The 13,432-nt window shown below is 65.9% G+C and carries 12 protein-coding genes, 1 tRNA gene and 1 pseudogene; 8 read left to right on the top strand and 6 right to left on the bottom strand.

Features of this window, described 5'->3' with window-relative positions:
• Positions 1–37: 37 nt before the first annotated feature.
• Positions 38–928, bottom strand: a complete 891-nt coding sequence (locus tag J7024_RS11035) for a DUF3592 domain-containing protein (protein WP_390680294.1) — start codon at positions 926–928, stop codon at positions 38–40.
• Between the two features lie 327 nt (positions 929–1,255).
• Positions 1,256–1,331: transfer RNA gene (locus J7024_RS11030), tRNA-Lys, on the bottom strand.
• 191 nt (positions 1,332–1,522) lie between these two features.
• On the opposite strand from J7024_RS11030, the gene J7024_RS11025 reads away from it, so the two are divergent.
• The gene (locus J7024_RS11025; protein WP_124828214.1) at positions 1,523–1,927 is read left to right on the top strand and encodes a PaaI family thioesterase; all 405 of its coding nucleotides are present in this window, start codon (positions 1,523–1,525) and stop codon (positions 1,925–1,927) included.
• An 8-nt stretch (positions 1,928–1,935) separates the two neighbouring features.
• Positions 1,936–2,800 (top strand): annotated as a pseudogene (locus J7024_RS37300) (patatin-like phospholipase family protein).
• A gap of 53 nt (positions 2,801–2,853) precedes the next feature.
• On the opposite strand, the gene J7024_RS11010 reads toward J7024_RS37300, so the two are convergent.
• Positions 2,854–3,867: a D-2-hydroxyacid dehydrogenase family protein gene (locus tag J7024_RS11010; RefSeq protein ID WP_124828212.1), complete on the bottom strand. Its 1,014-nt coding sequence runs from the start codon at positions 3,865–3,867 to the stop codon at positions 2,854–2,856.
• Here J7024_RS11010 and J7024_RS11005 point away from each other — a divergent pair.
• Both J7024_RS11005 and J7024_RS11000 read left to right on the top strand, forming a co-directional pair.
• Entirely contained in the window at positions 3,854–4,144 is a 291-nt protein-coding gene (locus J7024_RS11005) for a hypothetical protein (RefSeq protein WP_124828211.1), read from the top strand. The two genes, J7024_RS11010 and J7024_RS11005, sit on opposite strands and share 14 nt — an antisense overlap.
• A 152-nt stretch (positions 4,145–4,296) precedes the next feature.
• Positions 4,297–5,346 (top strand): LysR family transcriptional regulator, encoded by a 1,050-nt coding sequence (locus J7024_RS11000; protein WP_124828210.1) that lies wholly within the window; start codon positions 4,297–4,299, stop codon positions 5,344–5,346.
• 129 nt (positions 5,347–5,475) lie between these two features.
• On the opposite strand, the gene J7024_RS10995 is transcribed toward J7024_RS11000, so the two are convergent.
• From J7024_RS10995 to dprA, 3 genes are all read right to left on the bottom strand, one after another.
• Positions 5,476–8,073 carry a DNA topoisomerase III gene (locus tag J7024_RS10995; RefSeq protein ID WP_124828209.1) on the bottom strand — a complete coding sequence of 866 codons (2,598 nt, stop codon included), beginning with the start codon at positions 8,071–8,073 and terminating at the stop codon, positions 5,476–5,478.
• A 191-nt stretch (positions 8,074–8,264) separates the two neighbouring features.
• Positions 8,265–8,645 carry a thioredoxin family protein gene (locus J7024_RS10990; protein ID WP_124828208.1) on the bottom strand — a complete coding sequence of 127 codons (381 nt, stop codon included), beginning with the start codon at positions 8,643–8,645 and terminating at the stop codon, positions 8,265–8,267.
• A 36-nt stretch (positions 8,646–8,681) separates the two neighbouring features.
• On the bottom strand, positions 8,682–10,022 hold the full coding sequence (gene dprA / locus J7024_RS10985; protein ID WP_234745036.1) for a DNA-processing protein DprA: 1,341 nt from the start codon (positions 10,020–10,022) through the stop codon (positions 8,682–8,684).
• 185 nt (positions 10,023–10,207) lie between these two features.
• On the opposite strand from dprA, the gene def reads away from it, so the two are divergent.
• The 4 genes from def to htpX all read left to right on the top strand — a co-directional run.
• Positions 10,208–10,711, top strand: a complete 504-nt coding sequence (def, locus tag J7024_RS10980; RefSeq protein WP_107310502.1) for a peptide deformylase — start codon at positions 10,208–10,210, stop codon at positions 10,709–10,711.
• A gap of 32 nt (positions 10,712–10,743) precedes the next feature.
• Positions 10,744–11,727 carry a methionyl-tRNA formyltransferase gene (gene fmt / locus J7024_RS10975; RefSeq protein ID WP_234745035.1) on the top strand — a complete coding sequence of 328 codons (984 nt, stop codon included), beginning with the start codon at positions 10,744–10,746 and terminating at the stop codon, positions 11,725–11,727.
• Between the two features lie 110 nt (positions 11,728–11,837).
• Positions 11,838–12,476: a LysE family translocator gene (locus tag J7024_RS10970; RefSeq protein WP_234745034.1), complete on the top strand. Its 639-nt coding sequence runs from the start codon at positions 11,838–11,840 to the stop codon at positions 12,474–12,476.
• A gap of 99 nt (positions 12,477–12,575) precedes the next feature.
• Positions 12,576–13,432: zinc metalloprotease HtpX (gene htpX, locus J7024_RS10965; protein ID WP_096508459.1), on the top strand; the 857-nt coding region annotated here is incomplete at its 3' end.

Here is a 13,432-nt window from a genome sequence, read left to right as displayed (position 1 = left end):
GGAACCGCGCCGGTTTACCGGCCCGGCTCCGTATTCGTCATTCGGCGACTTCGTGCAGCCGATGCTCGGGCCACAGCCTCGCGGCGACGAACAGCCCGGCAACGAAGAGCGGCGCGCCGATCGCGAACAGGATGCCCGCGACGCGCCAGCGATCCCAGAACCGGTCGACGACCGCTTGCTCCGGCGTGACGGGGTCGTACAGCACGTTGACCGCGTCACCTTCATGCAGCCCCAGGAACGATGACGCCGGGCCTTGCGTGAACGTGATCGGACGGCCGCTGTCGGTGGTGAACGCGACGATCGCCGAACGGAGCGACGAGCGTGCGGTGCCGGCCACCTCGACGACGTGGCCGATCGAGCGTGCGTAACGATGGGCGATCTGCCACTGGCGCAGGCCCGCGGCGCCTGCGCCCGCCAGAAGGCCGGTGCCGATCGCGATCGGGATCAGCACGACCGCGATGTTCCAGCGGCGCCGCACCGGTTTGCCGGCGGCGCGGCGCGGCAGGGCGCCGGACGGCCGGTTGCGGCGCTCGTTTACGTACAGCAGGCTGCCGATCGAGAGCGACACGACCGCGAGCAGCGCAGGCACGGCAGCCGGAAACCAGCGTTGCGCGAAATCGTCGATCAGGGCGGGGCGCCCGGGATGGGCGGGGTCGAGCAGGACGTCGACGCTTTCGCCGATGTCGTACGCAGGGACGCTCGACGCGGTATTGCCGGCGACTTCGCGGCGCTGGCCGTCGTTCGAGAGGTAGGCGACGATCGGCCGGTACGCGCGCATCGCGTCGCTGTCCTGCACGATGCGCACGACCGTGCCCGGTGTGCGAACCAGCTGGCCGGCCGTGCTGCTGGCCGTGACGGCGAGCGCGGCTGCGAGCGTGAGCAGTGCAACGCCGAGTGCAAACGCGACGAGCGTGTCCTTACGTGGCATGACCGGATTCGCTGCGCGCGTTGTGCGACGGATCCGGATGCGTTCGGATGGGGGGCGCGCGTCGACTTGCGCGCTGCTGCCGGCGTGACCATGCCCTCTGAATGGTCCGGTCTCGTTCACATGATTCCATGTTTGACGTCCCATGCTCTCTCAGTGCCGACAGCGATACGGCGATCGCGATGCCGGTCGTGTGATATTTGTCGGACGATTCTAGCGGAAACGGTGCGGGAGAGGCATGCGGCCGGATACCGCGATGCAGGCGGGGCGAGTCGGCAGCGGAAATGGAAAAAGGCCGGTTAGCTTGCGCTAACCGGCCTTTGAAATTCCTGGTGGGGCGTGAGTGACTCGAACACTCGACCTACGGATTAAGAGTCCGCTGCTCTACCAACTGAGCTAACGCCCCCAACAGAAGAAAGATTATGCCCGGGTATTTCGCCCTTGGCAAGTCCTTTCTGCAAATTTCCTCAAAAAATTTCGTCACGACAACGGCAGCTGTCAGCGCGGTAACGAGCCATCGCTATCGGCGCGGTCCCGGTATGATGACGTCCACACGCGTTGCGCGGCGGTCGCGCAACGTTTTCTGGACATCCGAAGATGGACGAAAACGCAGTCCGCGAATTGCTCGATCGCCTGCTGGCCCCATGGGTTCGCTCGCTCGGTCTGGTCCCCGTATCGATCGGCGACGACACCGTCACGATGCGTCTGCCGTTTTCCGGCGAATTCCGTCATTCGGGCGGCATCATCTGCGGCCAGGTGTTCACGGCTGCGGCCGACACGGCGATGGTGGTCGCGATCTCGGCCGCGCTCGGCGAGTTCCGGCCGATGACGACCGTTTCGCTGAACACCAACTTCATGCGTCCGGTGCGCAAGGGCGACGTGCTCGTCACTGCGCGCGTGCTGCGGATGGGCCGCAACCTCGTGTTCGGTGAAATCGAGTTGTTCGACGAGGACGGCAAGATGGCCGTTCACGCGACGTCGACCTACGCGCTCGTCAGCTGAGCGGCGCGATGTTCGACCAGATCGTCTTTGCGGGCGGCGGCAATCGCTGCTGGTGGCAGGCCGGCTTCTGGGACGTCGCGCAGCCGGCGCTCGGGCTGCGCCCGCGCGTGATCGCGGGCATTTCGGCCGGCGCCGCCACTGCCTGCATGCTGTATACGCGCGATGCCGCGTGGGTGATGCGCTATTACGAGGAAGCGCTGCGCCACAACCGCAAGAACGCGTACTGGGGCAACCTGTTCAGCCGCGAGCCCGTGTTTCCGCATTACCGGATCTACCGCCAGGCGCTGCTCGACATCTACGGCGATCCGTTCCCGCAGCTCGCCGACGCACCGGAGATCCGCATCGGCGTGTCGCACGTGCCGCGCTGGCTTGGCGCGCGCAGCGCGGTCGCGGCGGGCCTCGTCGCGTACAACATCGAATACGTGCGCAAGACGCTGCACCCCGACGCTCAGCCGCACACTCGGCTTTCGTCCCGAGTTCGTGCGCGCGCAGGCCTGTGCGACTGTCGACGAACTCGCCGACCTGATCCTGCAGTCGTCGTGCACACCGCCGTTCACGCCGGTGCTGCGCCGCGGCGGGCGGCCCGTGCTCGATGGCGGGATGGTCGACAACGTGCCGGTCGGCGCGCTCGACCCGTCGCCGGGCGATGTGCTGGTGCTGGTCACGCGGCTGTATCCGCGTCCGCAGATGTTCACTGTCGCGCACGGCGACCAGCGGCGGCTGTACGTGCAGCCGTCGAGCAAGGTGCCGATTTCGAGCTGGGATTACACGAGTCCGTCGCAGATGCGGCATGCGTACGACCTCGGACGGCGTGACGGCGAGCATTTTCTTGCGCGCGTCGACGCGATGACGCGCGGCCGCGTGGCCGCCTGAAGAAAGAAACGGAGAAGCGGGCCGCGCGCCATGCGCGGCCCGCGCTGCGCGGATCAGCGTTTGCGGATCGGCGTCAGCGCTTCCGGGTTCGCGACGCTGGACATGTCGCCCTGGTCGAACGCGAGGATGTTCTTGAATGCCGCGCTGAAATAGAGTTCGTAGCTTTCGCGTTCGACGTAGCCGATGTGCGGCGTGCAGATCACGTTTTCCATCCGCAGCAGGCTGTAGCCCTGCAGGATCGGTTCGCTCTCGAACACGTCGATCGCGACCATCCCCGGACGATTGTGCGACAGCGCGTTGACGAGTGCATTTTCCTCGAGCAGCTCCGCGCGGCTCGTGTTGACGAGCAGCGACGTCGGCTTCATCCGCATCAGGTCTTCCTGCTTGACGATCCCGCGCGTGTCGTCGTGCATCCGCAAGTGCAGCGACAGCACGTCGCTCTGCTCGAACAGCGCTTCGCGGCTTTCGGCAGCCGCGTAGCCGTCGGCGCGCGCGGCCTCGAGCGAATGCTCGCGGCCCCAGATCAGCACGTTCATCCCGAATGCCTTGCCGTAGCCGGCGACGAGCCGGCCGATCTTGCCGTAGCCCCAGATGCCGAGCGTCTGGCCGCGCAGCACCTGGCCGAGGCCGAAGTTCGGCGGCATCGCCGACGTCTTCAGGCCCGACTGCTGCCATGCGCCCTGCTTGAGGTTCGCGACGTATTGCGGAATGCGGCGCTGGGCGGCCATTACGAGCGCCCAGGTGAGTTCGGCCGGCGCGACCGGTGAACCAGTGCCTTCGAGCACCGCGATGCCGCGGTCGGTACAGGCTTCGAGGTCGATGTGGCTCGACACGCGCCCGGTCTGGCTGATCATGCGCAGATTCGGCAGCTTCGCGAGCAACTGCGACGTGATCGGCGTGCGCTCGCGGATCAGCACGAGCGCCTCGACTTCCGCCAGACGGCTCGCGAGCTGTCCCAGGCCGCGCACCGTGTTGTTGAAGACCTTCACGTCGTGATCGGCAAGCATCTCGAAGCAGTTCAGCTTGCGGACGGCGTCCTGGTAGTCGTCGAGGATGGCAATTTTCATGGTCAGCGGGAATCGCGCGTTGAAAGCGGCGGCGGTGGCGGCGGCGCGCGTCGCGCACTCGCCCCGCCCGGCCGGGGCCGACATGATGCTACGTCGGCGTGCTCCGTGGTGTCTTTTTAACAGGTTGTTACGCTCCGCCGCAATTGGCGCCGGCCTGATCCGGCGCCGCTTCCGTGCGATGCCGCCGGGTGCGCTGCTGTGTCGCATCAAACACGTCTTTCCTGATTCGACCGTTTCCCCGACGAGGTTCACCCAATTGTTGCTGCAATCAGAATAATTGGATCAATTATCCGCAACAGGTGAGGATTTTTGACTGTTTTTATCTCGTTTCACGGTCTCGTTAGGCAACTCTGCATCTTTTTCGCTGTCGTAGGAGAATTACGCATTTGCTTCAACTTTTTGAAGTTGTAACAGCGGCAGGAGTCGTTTATGGATCATTTGCAGTCGATGCGCGTGTTCGTCAAGGTTGCGGATCTCGGTAGTTTCGCGCGGGCCGCAAGTGCAATGGATATCTCGAACGCGGTCGCGACGCGTCACGTCGCTGACCTGGAAGGCCGTCTCGGTACGCGTTTGCTGAATCGCACCACACGCAGCCTTTCGCTGACGGAGTCGGGCCAAGTCTATCTGGAGCGGGCGCGCCAGATTCTCGATGAACTCGAGGATGTCGAACAGATGGTCGTCGCGCGCAACCACGAGCCGGTCGGCACGTTGCGCATCGTCGCGCCGGTGGTATTCGGCCTGCATAACCTCGCGCCCGTCCTGCAGTCGTACACCGAGAATTTCCCGAAAGTGGTGCCGGATCTGACGTTGGTCGATCGCCAGGTCGATCTCGTCGAGGAAGGTTTCGATGTCGGCATCGTCGTCACGCGCCAGATGCGCAGCGCGAGCATCGTCACGAGGCGACTGACTACGGGCTGCATGACCGTGTGTGCGACGCCGAGCTATCTGGAAAAGCACGGCGTGCCGACTCATCCGGAGCAACTCGCCGAGCACCCGGCTCTGAGCCTGCCGGCCGAATACTGGGGCGACGAGCGCGTGTTCACGGGGCCGGACGGCGAAGTGCGCGTGCGGCCGACCAACGTGATCGTCGCGAACAACACCGCGATGCTGCGCCAGTTCGCGCTGCTCGGAATGGGTGTCGCGATCCTGCCGAGCTACCTGATCGGCGGCGACATCGCCCGTGGTGCGCTGGTGCGGTTGCTGCCGGATTTCCGGCTGCCGCAGGTCGAGATCAACATTGCGTATCCGAGCCGGCGCCATTTGCCCGCGAAAGTCCGCACGTTCATCGATCATCTCGTCGAGCATTTCAGCCACTCGACCGACGCGATGATGGGCGAACAATGGGCTTCGCAGGGTGCTGCGCCTGCGCCGATCGGTGTGGAAATGCGTGCCGAGCCGGCCGAATCGACCGACCCGAACCTGCAGCCGCGTCTCGCGCGTTCGCTGCGCCCGCGCGTGGCGGTGCCGTCGCCGCTGTAACGGCGCGTCGCCGGACAACGATTGCCGTCGGCACAAAGAAAAAACGCGGATCGAGCGATCGATCCGCGTTTTTTTGCGCCGTCTGACGGCGTGTGATGCACCGGGGAAGCCCCGGCGATCAGGTCGCCATTACGAACCCGTCTTGCGCGCCGTCGTCTTGCGGGCGGCGGTCTTGCGGGCCGGTGCCGGTTTCTCTTCTGCGCCTTCCGTCACGGCTTCTGCATCCTTCGCTGCCGATTTCGCTGTCTTTTTCGCGGCTGCCGCCTTCGGCTCCTTCTTCTCGAACTCGAAACCGATCTTGCCGTCCGGCTGCTTCACGAGGAACGCCTTGAAGTTGCGGCCCGTGCGCGACGACTTGAAGCCCGGCAGCAGATCCGTGCGGCCGTCGGCGAGCAGCTTGGCCATCTGCTCGCGCGCGATTTCCTGCTGCAGGATCACCTTGCCCGAGCGGAAGTCGCACGTCTTCGGGTTCGCGACCGAGTGTTCGCACACATAGCTCATCCCGTGCTCGAACACGCGGCCCTTGCACTTCGGGCACGCGCCGACCGGCTCCTGCGCGGAGAAGTCGGGCGCTTCGCCTTCCTCGCCGCCCTGGTCCTGGCCGAAGTCGAACTCGAGCTTGTAGTTCTTCGTCTCGTCGTCGAACGAGAGCTTGAGGATCGCCGAGAACGGGCGGCCCATCTTGCTGCGGAAGCCGGACAATGGGCCGATGGTCTTCTCCCGCAGCAGCTCTTCGACTTCCGCGATCTCGAACTGCCGGCTGCCCGGAATCTTCGAGATCGAGAACTCGCACTTCGTGCAGGCGAAGCGGCGGTAGTTTTCCTTCACCTGGCCGCCGCAGTTCGGGCACGGCGTCTCGAGCGTCGCATAATCCCCGGGGATCGTGTCGGAATCGTATTCCTTCGCGCGCTTGACGATCTGCTGCGTCATGCGGGCGATTTCCTGCATGAATGCGTCGCGCCCGAGGTTGCCACGCTCCATCTGCGACAGCTTGTATTCCCATTCGCCGGTGAGTTCGGGCGCGGTCAGTTCCTTCACGCCGAGCCCGCGCAGCAGCGTCATCAGCTGGAATGCCTTCGCGGTCGGGATCAGCTCGCGGCCTTCGCGCACGAGGTATTTCTCGCCGAGCAGGCCTTCGATGATCGCCGCGCGCGTCGCCGGCGTGCCGAGACCCTTCGCGGCCATCGCTTCTCGCAGCTCGTCGTCCTCGACCAGCTTGCCCGCGCCTTCCATCGCGGACAGCAGCGTTGCTTCCGAGTAGCGTGCGGGCGGTTTCGTCACGAGTGCGACTGCAGCGATCTCGTCGGTCTTGACCTTCTCGTCCTTTTGCACCGGCACGAGGTTCGCGTCTGCGCCTTCGGCGTCGCGGCCGTACACCTGCAGCCAGCCCGGCTCGACGAGCACCTTGCCTTCGGTCTTGAAGTGATGGCCGGCAACTTCGGTGATCCGCGTCGTGACGCGGAATTCGGCGGCGGGGAAGAACACCGCGAGGAAGCGCTTCACGACCATGTCGTACAGCTTCTGCTCGGGCTCGGACAGCGACTTCGGTGCCTGCAGCGTCGGGATGATTGCGAAGTGGTCGCTGATCTTCGAGTTGTCGAAGATCCGCTTGTTCGGCTTCACCCAGCCCTTGTCGAGCACCTGCTTCGCATGCGGCAGGTAGTTGTGGCTCTCCTTGAGCATCTCGAGCGTGGACTGCACCGTCGAAATGTAGTCTTCCGGGAGCGCGCGCGCGTCGGTACGCGGGTACGTCAGCACCTTGTGCTTTTCATACAGCGCCTGTGCAAGACCGAGCGTGTTCTTTGCCGAGAAGCCGAAGCGGCTGTTCGCCTCGCGCTGCAGGCTCGTCAGGTCGAACAGCAGTGGCGACAGTTGCGTCGACGGCTTCGATTCCTCGGACACCGTGCCGACCTGGTCGCGGCACGCGGCAACGATGGTCTCGGCGGCCGGCAGGCTCCATAGGCGGGAGTCGCGCTTTTCCGGATCGAATTCGTCTCGCTTGAATTTCGGGTCGAACCACTTGCCTTCATAGAAGCCGCCCGCGCATGCGAATTCGGCCTTCACTTCCCAGTAGTCGCGCGGGACGAAGCGGCGGATTTTCTCTTCACGTTCGACGACGATCGACAGCGTTGGCGTCTGAACGCGGCCGACGGTCGTCAGGAAGAAACCGCCGCCCTTGCTGTTGAACGCGGTCATCGCGCGCGTGCCGTTGATCCCGACGAGCCAGTCGGCTTCCGAGCGGCAGCGAGCGGCGTCGGCGAGCGGCTGCATGTCCGTGTCGCTGCGCAGGTTCGCGAAACCGTCGCGGATCGCCTGCGGTGTCATCGATTGCAGCCACAGGCGCTGGACCGGCTGCTTCGCCTTCGCGTGCTGCGCGATCAGGCGGAAAATCAGCTCGCCCTCGCGCCCCGCGTCACATGCGTTGATCAGGCGATCGACGTCCTTGCGCTTCATCAGCTTGGTGAGGACCTTCAGCCGCGATTCGCTTTTTGCGATCGGGTTGAGGTCGAAATGCGGAGGGATGACGGGGAGATGGGCGAAGCTCCATTTTCCGCGCTTGACCTCGTACTCTTCAGGAGCGGCAATTTCCAGCAGGTGGCCGACCGCGGACGAAAGGACGAATTCGTCGCTCTCGTAGTATTCGTCATGCTTGGTAAAGCCGCCCAAAGCGCGTGCGATGTCGTTCGCGACAGAAGGCTTTTCCGCAATGATCAGTGCTTTGGACATGACAGGTGTGTGTTGGTAGACCGGGTTCGCCGGTGTGGGTCCCTTTTACGACGGCTTTATAGCACACGCCGCAGCGAGGGCGGCGCGGCGTGTAAAAAGCGGCCCATCATAGAGGGGGGCTGCAACGGCGGCAAGCGCCCGGCGCGGCGGCGCGTGCAACGGCACGAAAAGCCGCCCGGCCGGTGCGCGGTTCACGCCTCGACGTTCAGGACGTTGCGCAATTTCGGTGCGTGCGGCGTGCCGGGCACCGCACTCAGGTCGGACAGCATCCGTTCGACGATCGCCGCGTGCGGCAGCACCGTGCCGAAGAAGCGCGCGGTGTTGGCGTCCTCGATCAGGATGGTCGGGAAATTCTCGACGTCCAGATCGTCGAACTGGTCGGCGTGGGTTTCGATGTCTATCCACGCGAAGCAGGCATCGGGATGGGCGTCGGCGAGCTGGTCGAAGGCCGTCCGGTAGTCGCGGCACGTACCGCACCATTCGGCGCACAGGCAGGCGACCAGTAGCGTGTCGGGATCGGCGAGGCGCTCGGCGATCCGATCGGCATCGGTGTCGAGATTCAGCGCAGGCATGGAATTCCTTGGAGATCGTCGGCGGCGCGGCCGCCCTTATGCCGGGGAATGTAGCACGCCGGACGCAGGCGGGGTGGGCGCCGCATCAAGCCGCGCGAAGCGTCCGCCGGGGGCGCTCGCGATGCGACCGGCCAGCTCGAGCGCGAGCAGCGACCCATGCAGCACGTCGTCGGACAGGCCGGTGTGCTCGGCGAGCCATTCGTAAGTAACGGGGCCGTATCCGAGGGCGACGAGCACCGATCGCTCTGCCGGAGACTCAGGCGGCGCGGCTTCGATCCGGGCGGCCGCCGCTGGATCGACCGACGCTGCTTGTACAGGATGTGCACTCGCGCGCCTGCCGGCATTGCAGGATTCATCGCTGGCGCCCGGGATCGTGCCCGGATTCACGGAGCTCGCTGCGCCGTCGGCGGCGTGAGCCCGAGCCTGAGTCCCTGGCTCATCCAGCCCGTATTCCTCGAGCACGTCGAGCGGCGTCGCGGCGAGCTTCGCGCCGTCGCGAATCAGCGCATGGCAGCCCTGCGCGAGCGGCGCATGGATCGAACCGGGCATCGCGAACACGTCGCGGCCCAGCTCGTTTGCGGGCCGCGCGGTGATCAGCGAACCGGAGCGCGGCGCGGCTTCGACGACGAGCACGCCGAGCCCGAGCGCGGCGATCAGCCGGTTGCGCTGCGGGAAATGCGACGCCCGTGCGGGCGTGCCGAGCGGCCATTCCGACACGATCGTGCCGTGTGCGGCGATTTCGTGGGCGAGTGCGCGGTGCCGCGCCGGGTAGACGAGATCGGCGCCGGTCGCGATCACCGCTGTCGTGCCGAAGCAGCCGTCGAGCCCGCCGCGATGCGCGGCCGCGTCGATGCCGAGCGCGAGGCCGGAAACGATCACGAGCCCTGCATCGGACAACGCGCGGGCGAAGCGCGTCGCGTCGGCGAGCCCTTGCGGTGTGGCGTGGCGGCTGCCGACCACGGCAAGGCCGCGGGCATGCAGCAGGTCGAGCCGGCCCTTTACATATAGCAGCGGCGGCGGATCGTGCAGGTCGCGCAGCCGCGCCGGGTACGCGGGATCGGTAAGCGTGACGATCGCGTTGCCCGGCGCATCGAGCCACGCGAGCGCGGCGTCGGTGCGCGCGTCGAGATCGTCCCGCTCGCTTGCGCGTACCGCCTGCGCGGCAGCGGCGCTACTCGCCGCGGTAATGGCGTCGTTGGACGCATGCAGCAGTGCCGTGGGCGTGCCGAATGTATCGAGCAGAATCTGCAGCACGGGCGGCGCGAGGCCCGGCGCATGCGCGAGTTGAAGCCACGCGCGCAGCGCGGAAGTGGTCAGCGCTTGCGGCGACATGAGGTTCCCCTCGAATGCGACGTCCAGCGAACGACGTGGCGCCATGATAAAATTTTCATCATCCGAAATACTCGACAGGGCCGCGCGCACAGGCGTCCGGCCGATTGCAGGAGGCTTGACCCGCGGCATTGATATGCCGCTCGTTCGCCTCATCTTCATTGCATCCCGGCGGCGGCGCCAGCCGGCCGGATGGCCGATGCGGCACGCCGCTCCACCGAATACCGAACACCATGGCTTTGCTGAACATTCTTCATTACCCCGACAAGCGGCTGCACAAGGTCGCCAAGCCCGTCGACAAGGTCGACGACCGGATCCGCAAGCTCGTCGCCGACATGGCCGAAACCATGTATGCAGCACCGGGCATCGGCCTGGCGGCCACGCAGGTCGACGTGCACGAGCGCGTGATCGTGATCGACGTCTCCGAGGAGAAGAACGAACTGCGCGCGTTCATCAATCCCGAGATCGTCTGGTCGAGCGACGCCAAGCAGGTGTACGAAGAGGGCTGCCTGTCGGTGCCGGGTATCTACGACGAAGTCGAGCGCCCCGACCACGTGCGCGTGCGTGCGCTCAACGAGCAGGGCGAGACCTTCGAGCTCGACTGCGAGGGCCTGCTGGCCGTGTGCGTGCAGCACGAGATGGATCACCTGATGGGGCGCGTGTTCGTCGAATACCTGTCGCCGCTGAAGCAGACCCGCATCAAGACGAAGATGAAAAAACTCGAACGCGCGATGTAACGCGCGTTCGCCAAGCCCTCCCGAATGCTGTCATGACCCATACGTTGCGCGTGATTTTTGCCGGCACGCCGGAATTCGCCGCGGCTGCACTCGCCGCGATCCACGAGGCCGGTTTTCCGGTGCCGCTCGTGCTCACCCAGCCCGATCGCCCTGCCGGGCGCGGGATGAAACTGCAGGCGAGCGCGGTGAAGCGCTATGCCGTCGAGCACGGGATGCCCGTCGCGCAGCCCCCGTCGCTGCGCCGCGCGGGCAAGTACCCGCAGGAAGCCGCCGACGCGATCGAGCTGCTGCGCGCGACCCCGCACGACGTGATGGTGGTCGCGGCATACGGGTTGCTGCTGCCGCAGGAAGTGCTCGATATTCCGCGCGCGGGCTGCATCAATATTCATGCGTCGCTGCTGCCGCGCTGGCGCGGCGCGGCGCCGATTCACCGCGCGATCGAGGCCGGCGACGCCGAGACGGGCGTCACGCTGATGCCGATGGATGTCGGCCTCGACACCGGCGCGATGATCGAGGAAGCGCGTATCGCGATCGCACCCGACGATACGACCGCGACGCTGCACGACAGGTTGGCCGCCGACGGCGCGCGGCTGATCGTCGACGCGCTCGTGCGGCTGGAGCGTGACGGGGCGTTGCCCGCCACGCCGCAGCCGGCCGACGGCGTAACCTACGCGGAGAAGATCGGCAAGCACGAAGCGGTGCTCGACTGGCGCAAGCCGGCCGATGTGCTCGCGCGCCAGGTGCGCGCGTTCGATCCGTTCCCGGGCGGCGTCGCGACGCTCGATGGCGCGGCAATCAAGCTCTGGGCGGCCGAGCCCGTGGCAGCACGCGGCGATTCGGCGCCCGGCACGATCGTCGAAGCCGCCCCGGAAGGCGTGATCGTCGCCTGCGGCAGCGGCGCGCTGCGCGTGACGCAACTGCAGAAGCCGGGTGGCAAGCGGCTGCCGGCGCGCGAATTCCTGGCCGGTTCACCGCTCGCTGCCGGCCAGCGTTTCACGTTGCCCGACGCGGCCTGAGTGCCATTCGACACGGTGTGCCGGCCGCGCACAATCGGCCGGATGGCCGAGTCGCGCGGCGCGGCCGGCGCGCGTAGAATTTCCCTGCGCTTTTCGGTTTTGAGGTTTTCATGTTTGGCATCACCCATTTCGGTTTCTTCGTGCTCGCGGTTTTCCTGCTGAACGTCACGCCCGGCCCGGATACCGCGTATATCGTCGGCCGCAGCGTTGCGCAGGGCCGCGGCGCGGGGCTGATGTCGGCGCTCGGCATCTCGGCCGGCTGCTGCGTGCACGCGCTTGCATGCGCATTCGGGCTGACCGCGCTGCTCGCGGCGTCGGCCGCCGCGTTCACGGTGATCAAGCTGGTCGGTGCCGCCTACCTGATCTACCTCGGCGTGCGCATGATCGTCACGAAGCAGGCGGCCGCGCCGGCGAATGCCGATGCGCGGGCCACTGCCGCGAAGCCGCTGCGCCAGCTGTTCATGCAGGGTTTCTGGACCAACGTGCTGAATCCGAAGGTCGTGCTGTTCTTCGTGTCGTTCTTCCCGCAGTTCGTGTCGGCCGACAGCCCGCACAAGGCTCTGGCGTTCCTGGCCCTCGGGTCGGTGTTCGTCGTGATGAGTACCATCTGGACCAGCGTCGTCGCGTGGGTCGCCGGCAGCGTCACACAGCGCTTTTCCGGCAAGCCGGGCGTCAAGAAGTGGCTCGACCGCATGGTCGGCAGTGCGTTCGTCGGCCTTGGCCTGCGGCTGGCCGCGTCGCAACGCTGAAATTGAATTTTTCCGGCAAGACCTTATCTAACAAATCGCTTACAATTTCTCGCCGTGCCTGTTGATATGCGGCGGTCCCCTGACGGATAAGGAGTGGGTATGTTCAATTGGGTCAAAACGGCGATGCTGATGGCCGGGATCACGGCCCTGTTCATCGTGATCGGCGGCATGATCGGTGGCTCGCGCGGCATGACGATCGCACTGTTGTTCGCGCTCGGCATGAATTTCTTCTCGTACTGGTTCTCGGACAAGATGGTGCTGCGCATGTACAACGCGCAGGAAGTCGACGAGAACACGGCGCCGCAGTTCTATCGGATGGTGCGCGAGCTGGCCACGCGCGCGAACCTGCCGATGCCGCGCGTCTACCTGATCAACGAAGATGCGCCGAACGCGTTCGCAACAGGCCGCAACCCCGAGCACGCGGCGGTCGCCGCGACGACGGGCATCCTGCGCGTGCTGTCCGAGCGCGAAATGCGCGGCGTGATGGCGCACGAGCTCGCGCACGTGAAGCACCGCGACATCCTGATCTCGACGATCACCGCGACGATGGCGGGCGCGATTTCGGCGCTGGCCAATTTCGCGATGTTCTTCGGCGGTCGCGACGAGAACGGCCGGCCGGCCAATCCGATCGCCGGGATCGCGGTCGCGCTGCTCGCACCGATCGCCGGTGCGCTGATCCAGATGGCGATCTCGCGTGCGCGGGAATTCGAGGCCGACCGCGGCGGCGCGCAGATCTCCGGCGATCCGCAGTCGCTCGCCACCGCGCTCGACAAGATCCATCGCTATGCGGCCGGCATCCCGTTCCAGGCGGCTGAAGCGCATCCGTCCACCGCCCAGATGATGATCATGAATCCGCTGCACGGCGGCGGCCTGCAGAACCTGTTCTCCACGCACCCGGCCACCGAGGAGCGCATCGCGCGCCTGATGGAGATGGCCCGTACCGGCCGTTTCGACTA

Origin of the sequence: Burkholderia sp. WTPI3, assembly GCF_021483755.1 — a bacterium.
Lineage (GTDB): Bacteria > Pseudomonadota > Gammaproteobacteria > Burkholderiales > Burkholderiaceae > Burkholderia.
Note: the sequence above shows the minus strand (reverse complement) of the source record. Positions and strands in the feature narration are given on the sequence as shown.